The sequence below is a fragment of the Skermania piniformis genome (genome assembly GCF_019285775.1).
GTDB lineage: Bacteria > Actinomycetota > Actinomycetes > Mycobacteriales > Mycobacteriaceae > Skermania > Skermania pinensis.
Window position 1 is genome coordinate 2001342 of sequence record NZ_CP079105.1, and the last position, 16279, is coordinate 2017620.

Genomic DNA, 16279 nt, shown 5'->3' on the forward strand with positions numbered 1-16279 from the left:
ATATATCGTCGTTAGTACGTTCAATAACGAGCCTGAAGGAGGCTGACATGGAATACCCGGAGACAGACTTCACCGAACGAGATTTCCGGTCGAAAGGTCGGAAGGCGATGCGGGAGCGTATCCGCGAGCATCAGCGGCACGGCGGTCCGGAGGGCTTCGGCCGGCCGGGCTTCGGTCCCGGATTCGGCGGTCCCGGGTTCGGGCCGGGGCGCGGTTTCGGGCCCGGCGGTCCCGGCTTCGGTCGCGGACGCGGCCGGGGCGGTCGCGGACGGCGTGGCGACGTGCGAGCAGCGGTGCTGCTACTGCTCGCCGAGGAGCCGCGGCACGGCTACGAGCTGATCCAGCAGATCCGCCGCCGCAGCAACGACCTGTGGCGGCCCAGTCCGGGATCGATCTACCCTGCGCTCGCTCAATTGGAAGACGAGGGATTGGTGCTGATCGAGAAGGTGTCCGGGCGCAAGACCGCGAAGCTCACCACCGAAGGTGAGACCTACGTGGCCGAGCATCGGACCGAACTCGGCGACCCGTGGGCAGAAGTTGCCGACGGGGTCGACGACAAAGAGGTCGATCTGCGTGCGTTGACCGGCACGGTGATGGGAGCCGTCGCCCAGGTTGCCATGGTCGGTGATGCCGAGCAGGCAGCGCGGGCTCGGCAGATCCTGATCGACACGCGCAAGGCGCTCTACCGACTGCTGGCCGAAGACGAAGCCGACACCGATGACCCGGCCCCGTCGGGGCCGGTCGACCCGACCGCCGAGTGAACCGATCGGCGTGCCTACCGAACGACCGACTACCGGTAGGCACGCCGAAGGTCGATACTCTTCGGCGTGCAACGCCGATGGAGGGTCAGGCCGTCTTGTCCGACACGCACGATGCTGCCTGTTTCAGCTGTGATTGCTGCGTCGGTTGTGATCTTACTACCGCTCGTCGCCCGCGCTGGGCCGACCGCTGATTCGTTACCCGGGATCTATCCCGCGCCGCTGCCGGCCAGCATTGCCGAAGTGCCGATGCGGCCCGGGCCGCCGCAGAACGGACACGGAACTGCGGCACGTTACGCCCGGGACCACCCCGGCACCGCGCCGCCCGGCGCCAACGACTTCTCCTGCCGGAGCAAGGATCACAGCCGCCCGGTGGTGCTGTTGCACGGCACCGATGCGAATGCCTATTCGGACTGGGCCGCTATCTCGCCGCGGCTGCGCTCGGCGGGCTATTGCCCGTTCGCGGTCAATTACGGCGGTCGGCCCGGCGAGGACTCGTTCGGCACCGAAGACATCACCCGAAGCGCTTACCAGGTTGCCGACTTCGTTGCGCGTGTCCGTGCCGAGACCGGTGCGCCGCGGGTCGACCTGATCGGCTACTCGCAAGGGGCGACCGTTGCCCGGCTGTATGTCAACCGGCTCGGCGGCGCGGCCTCGGTAGCCCGCTGGATCGGCCTGGCCTCGCCCACGTACGGCGGCGTGCTCTACGGCGCCGTGCCGATCGCCCAGGCGATACCGGGTGCGCTGGACGTGGCCACGCAGCTGGTCTCGGTCGCGGCGGTACAGCAGGTTCAGGGCTCGCCGTTGCTCGACGACCTCAACGCCGGGGGGGACACGGTCGCGGGGGTGGAGTACACGACGATCGGTAGTCGGTACGACGAAGTGATCCAGCCGGCCGACAACGCGGCACTACGGTCACCCGGCGCGACGAACATCGTGCTGCAGGACTCGTGCCCGGTCGATTTGACCGGGCATTTCCATCTGGTCTACGACCCGTACGTGATCGATCTCCTGTTGACCACCCTGGACGCGGCCCGCCCGCGGACCGCGCCGTGCGTGCCGGTGCCGCTCGGCACCGGCATCGCCGAACTGATCGAGGCGACCTACAACTGAGCGACTATTCGGCCAGTTTGGCGATCGCCTGGGCCCAGAGGAAGTACTTGTTGGTGCCCAGATCGGCGATCGTCCGCACGCCCAACGCTTGCAACAGCAGTTCCGCCTTGGCGTCACTGATGCCCTGCAGTGCGGCGACCGGGGCCTTCGCGAGCTCCTCGACCGGCTTGTCTTCGTACGCCTTGTCCAGCTTGTTCTCGAATCCCGCCACAGTTCCTCCATAGACGTGTATCGCAAGTGGCCGGAGTGGCCGTTGGTCAGTCAACACGGACCGGCCGGTGCTGTACACCGCTTGTGGCTGCGTGTTTGCCACGTCACGGTTACTAGACTGTCCGAGTGATCGTCGATGGACCGGCCCGATGCGACTGATCTTTGCCGGCACCCCCGAGCCGGCCGTGCCCGCGCTGCGGCGGCTGCTCACATCGTCTTCGCACTCCGTGGTTGCGGTGCTGACCAGGCCGGATGCGGTGGCGGGACGCGGTCGACGGGTGACTCGGTCGCCGGTCGGGCAGCTTGCCGACGAGTACGATATTCCGTTGCTCATGCCGCAGCGTCCGGCCGAACCGGGGTTCGCCGAGCAGGTGGCCGAGCTGGCACCGGACTGTTGCCCGGTCGTCGCTTATGGCGCTCTGTTGCCTGCCGGATTGCTCGACATACCCAGGTACGGCTGGATCAACCTGCATTTCTCGCTGCTGCCGGCGTGGCGCGGGGCGGCGCCGGTCCAGGCTGCGATCGCCGCCGGTGACGACTTCACCGGCGCAAGCACCTTCCGGATCGAACCCGCTCTCGACACCGGGCCCGTATACGGGGTGGTGACCGAGTCGATTCGGCCGTGGGACACCGCCGGCAAGCTGCTCGCTCGGCTCGCCGAGTCGGGGGCCGACCTGCTCGCCGCGACGATGGACACGGTGGCGGCCGGGACGGCGGCGCCGGTTCCCCAGTCGACCGACGGCGTCTCCTACGCACCGAAGGTCACCGCGGCCGCCGCGCGGATTCGGTGGGATCGCCCTGCGTTGGCGGTGGATCGGCAGATCCGCTCGGTCACTCCGGCGCCCGGCGCCTGGACCACGCTGGCCGACAATCGGATCAAGGTGGGTCCGGCGGTCCCCGGCGAGCGCACCCTGCCGCCGGGCCGGATCGAGGTGACCCGCGACGGGGTGTTCGTCGGTACCGGCACCGCGGCGGTCCGGCTGGATCAGGTGCAGCCGCCGGGTAAGAAGATGATGAACGCGCTCGACTGGGCTCGTGGCGCCCGGCTGTCCGACGACACGGCCTTCCGGTAGATATGGCCTTCCAGTAACGGTGGTATTGCATGACGCAACGTCCGGCGAATCGTCGCCGACCCGGCGGGCCGCAGCGCGGCCGCCCGGCTCGCCCGCCGCGCCCGGAGACAGCCGAGTCGGAGTCGGCCGGCGACCCGGTTCGTGCGGCGGCGCGTGATGTGTTGCGCGCCGTCCGCGAGCGCGACGCATACGCCAACCTGGTGTTGCCCGGCTTGCTGCGGGACCGCCGGATCGCCGGCCGGGACGCCGCACTGGCCACCGAGCTGGCCTACGGGGCGTGCCGGACGCAGGGACTGCTGGATGCGGTGATCACCGCCTGTGCCGATCGCCCGCTGGATCGGATCGACGGTCCGATCCTGGACCTGCTACGCCTGGGCACCTATCAACTGCTCCGCACCCGGATCGGTGCGCATGCCGCGGTGAACACCACCGTCGAGCTGGCCCGGGCCGAGTTCGGGATCGGCCGTTCGGGTTTCGTCAACGCGGTGTTACGTCGGGTGGCCGAGCACGACGCGGACGACTGGGTGGCGCGGCTGGCGCCGACCGATCCGGTCGGCCGATCGGCCTTCGCCCACGCCCACCCGGTCTGGATCGCGCAGGTGTTCGCCGACGCGCTCGGCGCCCGGGCCGGCGAGCTGGCCGACGCGTTGGCCGCCGACAACGTCGCGCCCGTCGTGCACCTGATCGCACGGCCGGGCCGAGTCTCGGTCGACGAACTCGTCGAGCTGGCCGACGGGCAGCGCGGACGCTGGTCGCCGTACGCGGTGTATGCCGGTGGGGACGATCCGGCCGACCTCGCGCCGGTGCGCGACGGCCGGGCCGCGGTGCAGGACGAAGGCTCCCAGTTGGTCGTGTCGGCGCTTGCGGGCGCTGAATTGTCCGGGCCGGACCAGGGGCGGTGGCTCGATCTGTGCGCCGGACCCGGCGGTAAAGCGGCGCTGCTCGGCGCGCTCGCGGCAATGCACGGATACCAGGTGGACGCGGTAGAACCGGCCGAACATCGCGCCGAGTTGGTCCGGTCGGCTTGCCGTGATCTCCCGGTCCGGGTACTCGTCGCGGACGGGCGGGCGTCCGGGCTCACCCCGGGCTACGACCGGATTCTGGTCGATGCCCCGTGCACCGGGCTGGGGGCGCTGCGCCGCCGGCCGGAGGCGCGTTGGCGCCGCAGCCCGAACGACGTATCCGCTCTCGGCCGCCTGCAACGCGAGCTGCTCGCGGCGGCGGTCGGGTTGCTTCGGCCGGGGGGCGTCGTGGTGTACGCGACCTGTTCGCCGCATCTGGCCGAGACGGTCGCCGTCACCCGCGACGCGATCCGCCGGTTCGGCCTGATCGAGCTGGACACCCCGGCACTGCTGCCGGGAGTTCCGGACGTCGGGGACGGCCCGGCAGTGCAGCTGTGGCCGCATCGGCACGGCACCGACGCGATGTTCATCGCGGCGCTGCGCAAGCCGTAATCGGAAGGGAATGCGCATGGAGTATCGACCGCTCGGCCGCACCGGAGTGCGGGTCAGCCCACTCTGCCTGGGCGCCATGATGTTCGGGCCGTGGGGCAATGATGATCGGGCCGACGCGATCCGCATCGTGCACCGCGCGCTCGACGCCGGGATCAACATCGTCGACACCGCCGACGTCTACTCCGCAGGAGTGTCCGAGCAGATCGTGGGTGCTGCGATCAAGGGCCGCCGCGAGAACGTGTTCCTCGCCACCAAGTTCTTCATGCCGATGGACGCGGACGACCCGAACATGCGGGGCGGCTCGCGCCGCTGGATCATCCGGGCGGTCGAGAGCTCGCTGCGCCGCCTGGGCACCGACCACATCGATCTCTACCAGGTCCACCGACCCAGCCCCGACACCGACGTCGAGGAAACTCTCGGCGCCCTGTCCGACCTGATCGTTCAGGGAAAGGTGCGGTACATCGGGTCGTCCTCCTACTCGGGGTCGCAGATCGTCGAGGCGCAGTGGGTCGCCCGCGACCGGAACCTGCACCGGTTCGTCACCGAGCAGCCGCCGTACTCGTTGCTGGTGCGCGGAATCGAGGAGGACGTGCTCCCGACGGTGCAGCGGCACGGCATGGGCACGCTCACCTACAGCCCGCTGGCCGGTGGCTGGCTCTCGGGTCGGTGGCGCAAGGAGTCGGCGGCCGCCCCGACATCGGCGGCTCGTCCGCCTGCCCGCTTCGACCTGACGACGCCGGGTAACCAGCGCAAGCTCGACGCCGTGGCGGAGCTCGCCGAGCTCGCCGAACAAGCCGGTCTGACCCTGATCGAGCTGGCCGTCGCGTTCGTGACGAACCACCCCGGGGTGACCGCGGCCATCATCGGCCCGCGAACCATGGCGCAGCTGGAGGGGTTCCTCCCGGCCGCCGACATCACCTTGAGCAACGATGTCCTGGACCGTATCGATCAGATCGTGGCGCCCGGGGTCACGGTCAACCCGGTGGACAACAGCTACGGCGATCACGAACTGCGGGCAGACCGCCGCCGCCGCTGAGCGGCGAGAACCGGACACCGTTCAGGCACCCGCTGATCCGACTGTGCCACGGTGAAGGGCCGCTCGGCGGACGAACTTCTTTCCGCCGACCGAGCAGGCCGGAATAGACTCGCCCGATGCCTGCTCCACTCATCGCACCGTCCCTGCTCGCCGCCGATTTTGCCCGGCTCGCCGACGAGGCGGCCGCGGTCGCCGGTTCGGATTGGCTGCACGTCGACGTGATGGATGCACATTTCGTGCCGAACCTGACGCTCGGCCTGCCGGTGGTGGAGAGCCTGCTGAAGGCCAGCGACATCCCCTTGGATTGTCACCTGATGATCGACAATCCCGGCCGCTGGGCGCCTGGTTACGCGGAGGCGGGCGCCTACAACGTCACCATCCACGCCGAGGCCACCGACGACCCGGTTGCGGTCGCGCGGGACATCCGCGCGGCCGGTGCCAAGGCCGGGCTGAGCGTGAAGCCGGGCACCCCGATCGAGCCCTATCTGGAGATCCTGCGCGACTTCGACACCCTGCTCGTGATGAGCGTCGAACCCGGCTTCGGCGGGCAGTCGTTCATCCCCGACGTGCTCGACAAGGCCCGGGCGGTACGTCGCCTGGTCGATGCGGGCGAACTGACCCTGGTCGTCGAAATCGACGGCGGGATCAACGCCGACACCATCGAGGCCGCGGCCGAGGCCGGGGTGGACTGCTTCGTCGCGGGATCGGCCGTCTACGGTGCCGCCGATCCCGCCGAGGCGGTGCACAAGCTGCGGGAGCGAGCCCGCGAAGCCTCGCCGCACCTGCACTGATCACCCGGCTGATCGGGTTCGTTCCAGGTGGAAATCGCGCGGGTCGGGTTCGCGCAACAGCTCGGTCAGCCGGGCGCGATCGAACGGGAACAGGTCGATGCCACCCGACTCGGTCAGGTACCAGGAGTTGCAGCCGGTGTTCCACACGGTCGGGCCGAGCGCCGCGGCGACCTCGTCGTTGAACCGTTGGGTCGCCTCCTCGGTCACTTCGATCCGATCGAATTCCTCGGCTTGCCAGCGGCGCAACCACTGCACCAGGTAACGGGCGGTGAGCTCGGCGGTGTACTGCAGCGAGATCGACGCGGTCGGCGAGTTCGGCCCGAGCACGGTGAAGAAGTTCGGGAAGCCCGGAATCGCGGTCGTCCGGTAGGCCCGCGGCCCCTTCGCCCACGCCTCGTCGATCGACATCCCGTCCCGCCCGAGCAGCTGCATCGGTCGCATGTAGTCGTGCGTGCGGAATCCGGTGGCCAACACCAACAGGTCCGCTTCGTACAACCGGTCGTCCGTGGTCCGGACGCCCAGGGGAGTGATCTCGGCGATCTCGGTGGTCACCAGTTCGCTCCCGGGCGACGCGATTGCCTTGTAGTAGCTGTCGGACATCACCTGACGTTTGCAGAGGGGTTCGTCGATGGGGGTGAGCCGGTCCCGCAGGTTCGGGTCCCGCACTTGTGCGCGCAAGCTGAACCGGGCGCATTCCTGCGCCAACCGTCGGCGCCAGCTCGGTTTGGTGACGATGTCGGCGAGGAAGCCCGACCCCCAGAGCAACGCGTCGTAGGTCCGCCGATGGACGCCCGGCAGTCGCAGCACGGCATCGACGCCGGGCAGTTGCGGCAACCGCATCGGCGCCCAGAGCACCCATTGCGGGGTCCGGACGAAGTGGGTCACCGCCGCGGCATCGGGCTGCAGGGCCGAAACCACCTGCACGCCGGTCGATCCGGTGCCGATCACTGCGATCCGGCGGCCCGCTGTGGCCAGTCCGTCCGGCCATCGAGCGGTATGCACGACGTCGCCGGCGAAGCTGTCCAGGCCGGGAATATCGGGCGTGGACGGGTGGTGCAAGATCCCGGTCGCCGAGATCAGGAAGTCGGCGTGCAGTACGTCGCCGTCGGCCAACTGCACCCGCCATCCGTCGGCGCCGTACTCTGCGCCGACCGCTTCGGCGTTCAGCCGCAGATAGCGATCCAACTCGAATCGGTGTGCGGTATCGGCCAGATAATGCTGGATCTCGGCGCCGGTGGCGAACGTGCGCGACCAGTCCGTTTTGGGGGCGAAGGAGAACTGGTAGAGCTGTGACGGCACGTCGCAGGTCAGGCCCGGGTAGCGATTCCAGTGCCACACCCCGCCGACCGCCGAGCCCTTCTCCAGGATGGTGAGTCGGCGAAAGCCGGCTCGCTGCAACGTGACCGCCGTTGCGATACCGGCGACGCCGGCACCGATCACGATGATCCGCGGGTCGCGTTCGGCGGTCATCGTCGCGCCTGCGCTGCGACGGCGGCGGTGTAGTCACCGCGACTCTCGGCGGCGAGGTCGGTCAGTCCGCGGCGGTCGCCGAGCAGCCGGCGACCCAACTGCATCACCGGTTCCGGGACGACGGCCTCCAGCAAGTTCCAGCCGGCGAGGTAGCCGGGTACGGTGACCTCGGCCGGGCGGTCCGCCACGGTGCCGACGATCGCCCGCGCCACGTCGAGCGGCTCGACCGTCGGCATCCCCTTGCCCAGCGGAATTCCGGTGGTCAGCCGGGTGCGTACCGCGCTCGGCAGCACGGTCGTCACGCTGACCCCGGTATCCCGGTACTCTTCGCGCACCGCCGCGCTCAGCCCGACCGCGGCGAACTTGCTGGCGTTGTACACGGCCAAGCCCGGAACGGCCAGCTTGCCGGCCATCGAGGCGACGTTGACGACGTGTCCCCGTCGCCGTTCGATCATCTGCGGCAGCACCGCTCGCATGCCGTGGATCAAGCCGAAGACGTTGACGTCCATGGTTGCCCGGCTGATCGCGGGGTCTTCGGTGAGAAAGTCGCCGAGCGGCATGATCCCGGCGTTGTTCACCAGGATGTCGATCCGCCGATGCCGGGCGAGAATCGTGGCGACGAACTCGGCGAAGGACTCGGCCGAGGTCACGTCGAGGGCGTGGCCGGTCCCGCCGATCTCGGCGGCGGTGGCGGCGGCGACGTCGGCGTCCAGATCGCCGATCCATACGTCGGCTTGTCCGGCGGCGAACAGTTCGGCGGTCGCTCGGCCGATGCCGCGCCCGCCGCCGGTGACCGCGACGACCGCGCCGTTCAGATCGATGCTCGGGTACCTCATGACCGACTCCGTTTCAGTTGTGCTGGTACGTGGCGTAGCGCGGCATGCAGCGCGGGCAGCCGCCGGCGCGGGTCCATGAAGTTGGCTCCCATCGCGTCGAGCTCGGCACGACCGGGGCAGACCAGCCGGACCGGGGTGCCGGCCTCGGCGAGAGTGCGGACCTCCCGGCGCAAGGCCCAGCTCATCGGCGCGCGAAGCAGCAGTTCTGCGATCCCGGCCGGCCCGGGAACCCGAGCGCCGTCGGACGATGCCATCGGCGCCACAATGATCACCTCGTCGAGCCGGTCGCCGGCGAGCAGATCGGCCGACGCGGTGGAGACGGCTCCGCCGTCGAGGTAACGCCGACCGGCGAGGGTGACCGGGGGATACCAACCGGGGATCGCCCACGATGCGCGTACCGCGTCCCGCAGCGGGACGGTCGGTGCGCCGGGTCGACCGAATGCGACGCGCTGCCCGGAGTCGGCGTCGGTGGCCACGATGCCGACGCTGGGGTGGCCGGCCCAGCCGCCGAACGGCAGCAGGTCGTCGATCAGCTCGTTCAAGAAGCCGGCATCGGTGCGACCGGGTAACGCAAAGCCGGCGGCGGCAAGATGCACGGCGCCCCGGCGTAGCCCGGCCAGTGTGGTGCGCGGCGACGGTAGACCGAACGGGAGGGCCGGCAGCGGAGCGGGCGGATCGCCGAAGAACCGGCGCAGCGACGGGCGGGCCTCGGTCGAGTTCAGCTGGGCCGCGACCATCTCGTCCACCGCAACGCCGCTGCCGAGCATCGCCGCTGCGGTTCCGCCGGCGGAGGTGCCGAGGATCGTGTCGGCGGTCCGTGGATCCCAGTCGAGCGCGGCGGCGAGCGCGGCCAGCGCGCCCACCTGCCACGCGCCGCCTACCGTTCCGCCGCATCCGAGTACCAGCCCGCGTCGCACCATTGCGTCCTTTCGTACAGATACCAAAAGTATTGCGATACCAATGGTATGTCAATAGGCTGTGGTCATGCCTCGACTGACCCGGACCGAAAGCCAGGAGCGCACGCGTGCCCAGCTGATCGAGACCGCACGGCGGCTGTTCTTCGCCGAGGGTTTCCACGCCACGTCGCTGGAGAAGGTCGCCGAAGCGGCCGGCTACTCCAAGGGCGCTGTGTACTCGAACTTCCGGAACAAAGACGAGCTGTGCGCGGCGGTGCTCGAACGGGTCCGCGCCGATCGTTTCGGCGAACTGCTGGCCTTGTTCACGGCGCCGGATCAGGACACCCGTTTGGCCGCGTTCGGCGAATGGGCCGAGCAGGTGATCGGCGACCCCGGCTGGACCTCGCTGGAGTTGGAGTTCGCGGTGCATTCCACCCGTAGCGACGAGCTCCGCACCGAGTTGGCCGCCCGCGCGGACAGCGTGGTCGGCATGCTGGCCGGTGCACTCGGCGGCATGGACGACGTGAGCTGGCAACTGCCGGAATCGGAGACGGCGTTGATTCTGCTCGCGCTGGGCGTGGGTCTGGGCATGTTGCGCACGGTCGACCCGGCGGTGCCGGTTCGCGGGATCGTCGACGCGACTCGGCTGCTCGCCATCGTTTGACACCCACCTCGGCGCCGATCAGCGAAGTGGTACAAGGATTTTGGTGTATCGCTCGCGGATCGTCAGGTAGCGGAGGACGGGCGGGTGAGCGGGGGTAGCATTCGGTGTTGTCGGGGGTTTCGGATCGCATAGGGGGATGCGATGAGTGATGGGGTGGATGGTTTTCTGGCGTTGGCCGGTTTGGCGAAGGCCGGGCGGTTGGTGTTGGAGCCGGGGGTGGCGAGGGAGTGTGCGGCGGCGTGTGCCGACGCGATCGCCGAGTTGACTCGTTTTCGCGACCGTATGAGTCACCTCACCGAGGTGCTTCCGCTAGGCAACTTTGCGTGCGCCCATGATCTGGCTCTGATCTTGTCGGAGACGACGCAGCAGTACCTACTGCGGATCGATGAGCACATAACGTGTCTGGCTGCAATCCATGACCTGGTCGGCGCACAGGTGGTCGGGACCTTGACCAGTGACGCGGCGACGGGTGCAGCGCTGGCGCGTGTCGGTCCGGGCCAGGGCTGGTAGTGCCCGTCGGCCGCCGGGCCTTGTCGGCGCTGGTCGGTCTGCTGGTCTTGGCTGGCTGCGGTGATCGAGTCTCAGGCGTCGCGATCACAGCTCCGCCTCCGGCGCCGTGGGACCCGTGTTCGCTGACGGACGACATTTTGAGTGGGGCGATGCTGAATCCGATGACGGAGAATTCCACTCCGATCATTGATCGGCACGGCGAAAAGAGTTGCGGCTGGACCGGCCTGGATGTGGGCGTGATCATGTCGACGCTGCCGACTGCGCGAATGGCTCAGCTACGTGGTGGCGACAATATTGACTTCCGCGAGGTCACGGTCGCCGGCCGAAGCGGGGTGACGTACCGGGATGAGGGTGACCGGCGGGGGGTGTTCTGTCATCTGGCCGTTCCGTTCGCCTCCGGCGGCATCATGCTGATGCAGGTGGCGCGCTCGCCGTTCGGTCAAGACCAGACCACCCCGATGTGCGTGTGGGCCGTCCGGGTGGCGGAGGTGTTGGTCGCCGGGATGCCGAGGTAGGACGGCCCGCCCGCGCGCCCGATACCCTGGTCCGCTGTGTACGAGCCGCTCACTCCTACCGACGCGATGCGGACCGCGATCGAGGTCTCGGCGACGGTGCGCGGCACCACCAGTCCGAACCCGCCGGTTGGCGCAGTAATCGTCGACGTGGCCGGCGTTGTGGTCGGTGTCGGGGCAACGGCATCGCCCGGGGGTCCGCACGCGGAAGTCGCGGCGCTGGCCGCAGCGGGGGATCGGGCGCGCGACGGCACGGCCTACGTCACGCTCGAGCCGTGCAACCACCACGGCCGTACCCCACCCTGCACCGAGGCATTGATCGCTGCCGGGGTGGCGGCGGTGGTGTATGCGGTCGCCGACCCGAATCCGCTCGCGGCCGGCGGGGCCGATCGGCTGCGGGCCGCCGACATCGAGGTACGGGCCGGCTTGCTCGCCGACGAGGTTCGGGGCGGTCCGCTGCGCGCCTGGCTGCATCGACAGGCGACCGGGCGGCCGCACGTCACCTGGAAGTTCGCTGCCAGTCTGGATGGGCGGAGCGCTGCGGCGGACGGGTCGAGCCGGTGGATCACCGGACCCGTCGCGCGCGCCCGGGTGCACGCCGAGCGGGCCACCTGGGACGCGATCGTGGTCGGCACCGGCACCGTGCTCCGCGACGACCCGTGGCTCACCGCCCGATTGCCCGACGGCTCCCTCGCCGAGCGGCAACCGGTTCGGGTGGTGGTCGGCGAACGAGCCATCCCGCCGACCGCGCGGGTGCTCGACGACGCCGCACCGACCCGGCTGCTCCGCACCCGTGATCCGGACGCGGTGTTGAGCGCGCTCGCGGACTGCAACGACATCCTGCTGGAGGGCGGGCCGACCCTGGCCGGTGCGTTCCTGGCTGCCGGCCGGGTCGACCGCGTGCAGGCCTATCTGGCGCCGGTTCTGCTCGGTGCCGGGGCGGCCGCGGTGCAGAATGCCGGGGTGGGAAGCATCGAGCAGGCGTTGCGGTTCCACCGGGAGAGCGTCGAGACGATCGGTCCCGACCTCCTGTTGAACCTGGTCCCCGCGACCGATAAGGAGTGATGCGCGTGTTCACCGGCATCGTCGAGGAACTCGGTGAGGTGGTAGCTGCGGAGCCGATCGGCGACTCGGCGCGGTTCACCGTCCGGGGTCCGTTGGTCACCTCGGACGCCGAACCCGGCGACTCGATCGCGGTGAACGGGGTATGTCTGACCGTGGTGGACGTGCTCGACGACGGCGCGTTTACCGCAGATGTGATGAAGGAGACACTGGATCGGTCCAGCCTCGGCGCACTCGTGGCCGGATCCCGGGTGAACCTCGAACGGGCTGCCGCGCTGAACAGCCGGCTCGGCGGGCATCTGGTGCAGGGGCATGTCGACGGCACCGGCGCGGTGCTCTCCCGAACCCCCGGCGACCGGTGGGAGGTGGTCCGGATCTCGCTGCCGGACAACCTGGCCCGGTACGTGGTCGAGAAGGGTTCCATCACCGTGGACGGTGTTTCGCTGACCGTTTCCGGGGTGGGCGGCGAGCCGGGTGCGGATTGGTTGGAGGTTTCGTTGATTCCCACGACGCGGGAGCTCACCACCGTCGGCGCCCTGCCGACCGGGACCACGGTGAACCTCGAGGTCGATGTGATCGCAAAATACGTCGAGCGGCTCCGACAGCGGGCCTGACGGGTCGTACTGTGAGTCGACACGTGCTGAGCTAGTCAGCTGCCGGGAAGTGCTGCTTGGACGGGAGATCCAGGGTGGTCAAGTTCGATACGATCGAGCGCGCGGTCGCCGAGATCGCTGCCGGTCGGGCGGTGGTCGTAGTCGACGACGAAGACCGGGAGAACGAGGGCGACCTCATCTTCGCCGCCGAGAAGGCGACTCCGGAACTGATGGCGTTCATGATCCGCTACACCTCCGGCTACATCTGCGTTCCGTTGACCGGCGACGACTGCGACCGGCTCGGTCTGCCACCGATGTATTCCACCAACCAGGACAAGCACGGCACCGCGTACACGGTGACCGTCGATGCCCGCGAGGGAATCACCACCGGCATCTCGGCCGCCGATCGCGCCGCGACGACGCTGCTGCTCGCGCAGGCCGACACCAGCGCGGCCGACTTTCGCCGGCCGGGCCACGTGGTTCCGTTACGAGCCAAGGAAGGTGGGGTGTTGCGGCGGCCCGGACACACCGAGGCCGCGGTGGATCTGGCCCGGATGGCCGGCTTGCGCCCGGCGGGGGTGATCTGCGAGATCGTCAGCCAGAAGGACGAGGGTGCGATGGCCCGCACCGACGAGTTGCGGGTCTTCGCCGACGAGCACAACCTTGCATTGATCTCGATTGCCGACATGATCGCCTGGCGCCGCCGACACGAGAAGCAGGTCGAGCGGATCGCCGAGGCGCGGATCCCGACCGCGCACGGCGAGTTCCGCGCGGTCGGCTACACCAGCATCTACGACGGCGTGGAACATGTCGCGCTGGTTCGCGGTGACCTGGCCGGACCGGACGGCCGCGGTGAGGACGTCTTGGTCCGGGTGCACTCGGAGTGTCTGACCGGCGACGTGTTCGGCTCGTTGCGCTGCGATTGTGGCCCGCAATTGGACGCCGCGCTGGAGATGGTAACGCAGGAGGGCCGGGGGGTGGTGCTCTACATGCGCGGCCACGAGGGTCGGGGGATCGGACTGCTGCACAAGCTGCAGGCCTACCAGTTGCAGGATGCCGGGCACGACACCGTCGACGCCAACCTCGAGCTCGGTCTGCCGGCCGACGCCCGCGACTACGGAATCGGCGCGCAGATCCTGGTGGATCTCGGCGTGAGTTCGATGCGGCTGCTCACCAACAACCCGGCCAAGCGGGTCGGCCTCGACGGGTACGGGCTGCACATCAGCGAGCGGGTGCCGATGCCGGTGCGAGCCACCGCGGAGAACCTGACCTACCTGCGCACCAAACGCGACCGGATGGGACACGACTTGGCCGGATTGGACGACCTCGACCTGGGCCGGTCGGCGCAGTGAGCGGCGAAGGCGTTCCGGCGCTGCAGATCACCGGCGCTGACGACCTGACCGTGGGCATCGTCGCGTCCCGTTGGCACGCGGAGATCTGCGAGGCGCTGGTAGCCGGTGCGCTGCGGGCCGCCGAGCAGGCCGGAGTGCGCAACGTCGAGGTGTATCGGTGTGCCGGGGCGATGGAGTTGCCGGTCATCGCGCAAGGAGTCGCTCGACGGCATGACGCGGTGGTGGCGCTGGGTGTGGTGATCCGCGGCGGCACCCCGCACTTCGAGTACGTCTGCGACGCGATGACGGCCGGTCTCACCCGAGTGGCGTTGGACGAGAGCACGCCGGTCGGTAACGGGGTGTTGACCACCAATACCGAACAGGAAGCGATCGATCGCGCCGGCGTGCCCGGTTCGAAGGAGGACAAGGGCCACGATGCTTGTGCCGCAGCGGTGGACGCCGCGCTGACCCTGCGATACCTGGCCCAACCGTGGACGGATCGGTCGCTGTGATCGGATCAGGGACGGCATCAGATCAGGCAGGGACGGCGATGAACTGGGAACTCGACGTCCGCCCGCGCCGGTCCGTCCGGATCGCGATCGTGGTGGCGGTGATGCTGCTGGCCTTCTTCGTATTCGGCGGAATCGTCTTGCGTCACGGTTCGACCGGGGTGCAGTTCCGGACCGCGGACCAGGCGGCAATGATCGGTATCGGTGTGCTGTGCGCCGGAGCGGCGCTGTTGTTCACCCGGCCCCGGCTGCGGGCCGGCGCAGACGGAGTGCTGGTGCGCAACATCCTCGGTGATCGACGCTTCGAGTGGAGTCAGATCCGCGGGTTGAGCTTTCCCGACGGCAAGCCGTGGCCCCGGCTGGAGCTGCCCGGCGACGAGTACGTTCCGGTGTTGGCCATTCGCGCCGCCGACCGCGACCATGCGGTGGACGCGGTGCGGCGGTTTCGTGCGTTGGGCGCGAAGTACGCGGCTAGCTGACCGGCTTTCGGCGGGGGAGCAGCGCGATGACGATCCCGGCCAGAGCCCAGCAAACGAGCACGATCCATGCGTGTGTCGCGCCCGCACCGTCGAAGAAGGCGGCCGAACGGATGACCGTCCCGGCGGCGCCGATCGGGAGGAGCTGACCGACTTCGCCCCAGATGCCGGGCAGCCACTCCGGGCCGGTGCCCAGACCGGACAATGGGTTGCCGAGGAACATCAGCAGTACGCCCATCAGTGCGATACCGGCTGTGCCGATCTTGGACTCCAGGCCGAGGACGGGATAGGCGATCGCCAGAATGCCGGCCGCGACGGCGCCTGAGATGTGCAGGTAATTGTGCTCGTAGGCGCCGAAGCCGAACTCCAGGATGGCGGTCGTGGCGAGCCCGCCGACAACGGCGAGTCCGCTGACCGCGAGCAGACGGTTCCGGGTCGGGCCACGGTAGGCGAAGATCAACGCGGCGGATGCGGCCATGCCGCCGAAGAGCAGCGGCAGCCCGAGGGTCGCCGTGGCGCTGCCGCCGAGGCGGACGCGGCACTACATCCCCGGACGTTCGTCGAGCGTGGTCGCTACATGGCGGCACAGCGGGACCATGATCCCGAGCTGGTGCGGTACACGCCGCGCACCGGCGAGCGCTGGCGCGGATTCGCCGGCGCCGAGGAGCTTTTCCCCGGGATCGTGCTGATCAGCCTGCCCGGCCACACCCGCGGCCATGCCGCGATTGCGGTCGACACCGGCCCGCGCTGGGTATTGCACACCGGTGACGCGTTTTACGACCGTGGACAGATCGACGGGACGGGGAAGGCGCCGCTGACGCTGACCACGATGGAGCGCGCGATCGCACACGACCGGCGCAAGGTCCAGGACAATCACGATCGCCTTCGTGAGCTCTGGTCGGCCGGAGAACCGGACCTGCTCCTGGTCAACGCCCACGACCGAAAGTTGTTGCGGCAAGCGCAGGCTACCGGGTAATCCCGACTC

Annotated in this window: 20 protein-coding genes; 15 read left to right on the plus strand and 5 right to left on the minus strand. The window is 69.2% G+C overall.

Features of this window, described 5'->3' with window-relative positions; all coding sequences use genetic code 11:
• Nucleotides 1-47: 47 nt before the first annotated feature.
• The gene (locus tag KV203_RS09310; protein WP_066468189.1) at nt 48-761 is read left to right on the plus strand and encodes a PadR family transcriptional regulator; all 714 of its coding nucleotides are present in this window, start codon (nt 48-50) and stop codon (nt 759-761) included.
• Nucleotides 762-872: 111 nt separating this feature from the next.
• On the plus strand, nt 873-1871 hold the full coding sequence (locus KV203_RS09315) for an esterase/lipase family protein (protein WP_066468191.1): 999 nt from the start codon (nt 873-875) through the stop codon (nt 1869-1871).
• A 4-nt stretch (nt 1872-1875) separates the two neighbouring features.
• Here KV203_RS09315 and KV203_RS09320 read toward each other — a convergent pair whose 3' ends face one another.
• The gene (locus KV203_RS09320; protein ID WP_066468193.1) at nt 1876-2082 is read right to left on the minus strand and encodes a hypothetical protein; all 207 of its coding nucleotides are present in this window, start codon (nt 2080-2082) and stop codon (nt 1876-1878) included.
• Nucleotides 2083-2230: 148 nt separating this feature from the next.
• Between KV203_RS09320 and fmt the strand changes: the two genes are divergently transcribed.
• From fmt to rpe, 4 genes are all read left to right on the plus strand, one after another.
• Nucleotides 2231-3154, plus strand: coding sequence for a methionyl-tRNA formyltransferase (gene fmt / locus KV203_RS09325; RefSeq protein ID WP_066468195.1), 924 nt, complete (start codon nt 2231-2233; stop codon nt 3152-3154).
• A gap of 29 nt (nt 3155-3183) precedes the next feature.
• Nucleotides 3184-4608, plus strand: coding sequence for an RsmB/NOP family class I SAM-dependent RNA methyltransferase (locus tag KV203_RS09330; protein WP_066468197.1), 1425 nt, complete (start codon nt 3184-3186; stop codon nt 4606-4608).
• Nucleotides 4609-4624: 16 nt separating this feature from the next.
• Nucleotides 4625-5644 (plus strand): aldo/keto reductase, encoded by a 1020-nt coding sequence (locus KV203_RS09335; protein WP_066468199.1) that lies wholly within the window; start codon nt 4625-4627, stop codon nt 5642-5644.
• A gap of 116 nt (nt 5645-5760) precedes the next feature.
• On the plus strand, nt 5761-6435 hold the full coding sequence (rpe, locus tag KV203_RS09340; RefSeq protein ID WP_066468201.1) for a ribulose-phosphate 3-epimerase: 675 nt from the start codon (nt 5761-5763) through the stop codon (nt 6433-6435).
• Here the strand turns inward: rpe and KV203_RS09345 are convergent, their stop codons facing one another.
• Genes KV203_RS09345 through KV203_RS09355 form a run of 3 tightly spaced genes read right to left on the minus strand, consistent with a single transcriptional unit; the run spans nt 6436 to nt 9658 of the window.
• Complete coding sequence (locus KV203_RS09345) at nt 6436-7905, minus strand: flavin-containing monooxygenase (RefSeq protein WP_066468203.1); 1470 nt, start codon at nt 7903-7905, stop codon at nt 6436-6438.
• The gene (locus KV203_RS09350) at nt 7902-8741 is read right to left on the minus strand and encodes an SDR family oxidoreductase (protein ID WP_066468208.1); all 840 of its coding nucleotides are present in this window, start codon (nt 8739-8741) and stop codon (nt 7902-7904) included. The genes KV203_RS09345 and KV203_RS09350 overlap by 4 nt, the downstream gene beginning before the upstream one ends.
• Nucleotides 8738-9658, minus strand: a complete 921-nt coding sequence (locus KV203_RS09355) for a patatin-like phospholipase family protein (RefSeq protein WP_246600831.1) — start codon at nt 9656-9658, stop codon at nt 8738-8740. Before KV203_RS09355 ends, KV203_RS09350 begins: the two co-directional genes overlap by 4 nt.
• A gap of 67 nt (nt 9659-9725) precedes the next feature.
• On the opposite strand from KV203_RS09355, the gene KV203_RS09360 reads away from it, so the two are divergent.
• From KV203_RS09360 to KV203_RS09395, 8 genes are all read left to right on the plus strand, one after another.
• Nucleotides 9726-10301 carry a TetR/AcrR family transcriptional regulator gene (locus tag KV203_RS09360; protein ID WP_066468321.1) on the plus strand — a complete coding sequence of 192 codons (576 nt, stop codon included), beginning with the start codon at nt 9726-9728 and terminating at the stop codon, nt 10299-10301.
• A gap of 141 nt (nt 10302-10442) precedes the next feature.
• Nucleotides 10443-10811 (plus strand): hypothetical protein, encoded by a 369-nt coding sequence (locus KV203_RS09365; protein ID WP_066468210.1) that lies wholly within the window; start codon nt 10443-10445, stop codon nt 10809-10811.
• Nucleotides 10811-11326 (plus strand): DUF3558 domain-containing protein, encoded by a 516-nt coding sequence (locus tag KV203_RS09370; protein ID WP_066468211.1) that lies wholly within the window; start codon nt 10811-10813, stop codon nt 11324-11326. Before KV203_RS09365 ends, KV203_RS09370 begins: the two co-directional genes overlap by 1 nt.
• Before the next feature lie 66 nt (nt 11327-11392).
• Nucleotides 11393-12388 (plus strand): bifunctional diaminohydroxyphosphoribosylaminopyrimidine deaminase/5-amino-6-(5-phosphoribosylamino)uracil reductase RibD, encoded by a 996-nt coding sequence (gene ribD, locus KV203_RS09375; protein WP_066468322.1) that lies wholly within the window; start codon nt 11393-11395, stop codon nt 12386-12388.
• Nucleotides 12389-12393: 5 nt separating this feature from the next.
• Entirely contained in the window at nt 12394-12999 is a 606-nt protein-coding gene (locus tag KV203_RS09380; RefSeq protein ID WP_066468324.1) for a riboflavin synthase, read from the plus strand.
• 74 nt (nt 13000-13073) lie between these two features.
• Nucleotides 13074-14330, plus strand: coding sequence for a bifunctional 3,4-dihydroxy-2-butanone-4-phosphate synthase/GTP cyclohydrolase II (locus tag KV203_RS09385; protein ID WP_066468213.1), 1257 nt, complete (start codon nt 13074-13076; stop codon nt 14328-14330).
• Complete coding sequence (gene ribH / locus KV203_RS09390) at nt 14327-14821, plus strand: 6,7-dimethyl-8-ribityllumazine synthase (RefSeq protein ID WP_066468215.1); 495 nt, start codon at nt 14327-14329, stop codon at nt 14819-14821. Before KV203_RS09385 ends, ribH begins: the two co-directional genes overlap by 4 nt.
• Nucleotides 14822-14859: 38 nt before the next feature.
• A complete protein-coding gene (locus KV203_RS09395; protein WP_066468217.1) occupies nt 14860-15297 on the plus strand; it encodes a PH domain-containing protein in 438 nt (145 codons plus the stop codon).
• Here the strand turns inward: KV203_RS09395 and KV203_RS09400 are convergent.
• Nucleotides 15290-15772 carry a hypothetical protein gene (locus tag KV203_RS09400; RefSeq protein ID WP_066468218.1) on the minus strand — a complete coding sequence of 161 codons (483 nt, stop codon included), beginning with the start codon at nt 15770-15772 and terminating at the stop codon, nt 15290-15292. The two genes, KV203_RS09395 and KV203_RS09400, sit on opposite strands and share 8 nt — an antisense overlap.
• Before the next feature lie 99 nt (nt 15773-15871).
• Between KV203_RS09400 and KV203_RS09405 the strand changes: the two genes are divergently transcribed.
• A complete protein-coding gene (locus KV203_RS09405) occupies nt 15872-16270 on the plus strand; it encodes an MBL fold metallo-hydrolase (protein ID WP_066468219.1) in 399 nt (132 codons plus the stop codon).
• Nucleotides 16271-16279: the final 9 nt, after the last annotated feature.

Bases quoted from the DNA above. Each gene is read 5' to 3' on its own strand.
- KV203_RS09310 (WP_066468189.1), top strand. From the start codon at position 48: ATGGAATACCCGGAGACAGACTTCACCGAACGAGATTTCCGGTCGAAA.
- KV203_RS09395 (WP_066468217.1), top strand. From the start codon at position 14,860: ATGAACTGGGAACTCGACGTCCGCCCGCGCCGGTCCGTCCGGATCGCG.
- KV203_RS09315 (WP_066468191.1), top strand. From the start codon at position 873: ATGCTGCCTGTTTCAGCTGTGATTGCTGCGTCGGTTGTGATCTTACTA.
- KV203_RS09350 (WP_066468208.1), bottom strand. From the start codon at position 8,741: ATGAGGTACCCGAGCATCGATCTGAACGGCGCGGTCGTCGCGGTCACC.
- KV203_RS09365 (WP_066468210.1), top strand. From the start codon at position 10,443: ATGAGTGATGGGGTGGATGGTTTTCTGGCGTTGGCCGGTTTGGCGAAG.
- KV203_RS09405 (WP_066468219.1), top strand. From the start codon at position 15,872: ATGGCGGCACAGCGGGACCATGATCCCGAGCTGGTGCGGTACACGCCG.
- KV203_RS09335 (WP_066468199.1), top strand. From the start codon at position 4,625: ATGGAGTATCGACCGCTCGGCCGCACCGGAGTGCGGGTCAGCCCACTC.
- rpe (WP_066468201.1), top strand. From the start codon at position 5,761: ATGCCTGCTCCACTCATCGCACCGTCCCTGCTCGCCGCCGATTTTGCC.
- KV203_RS09360 (WP_066468321.1), top strand. From the start codon at position 9,726: ATGCCTCGACTGACCCGGACCGAAAGCCAGGAGCGCACGCGTGCCCAG.
- KV203_RS09345 (WP_066468203.1), bottom strand. From the start codon at position 7,905: ATGACCGCCGAACGCGACCCGCGGATCATCGTGATCGGTGCCGGCGTC.
- ribD (WP_066468322.1), top strand. From the start codon at position 11,393: ATGCGGACCGCGATCGAGGTCTCGGCGACGGTGCGCGGCACCACCAGT.
- KV203_RS09400 (WP_066468218.1), bottom strand. From the start codon at position 15,772: ATGGCCGCATCCGCCGCGTTGATCTTCGCCTACCGTGGCCCGACCCGG.
- KV203_RS09330 (WP_066468197.1), top strand. From the start codon at position 3,184: ATGACGCAACGTCCGGCGAATCGTCGCCGACCCGGCGGGCCGCAGCGC.
- fmt (WP_066468195.1), top strand. From the start codon at position 2,231: ATGCGACTGATCTTTGCCGGCACCCCCGAGCCGGCCGTGCCCGCGCTG.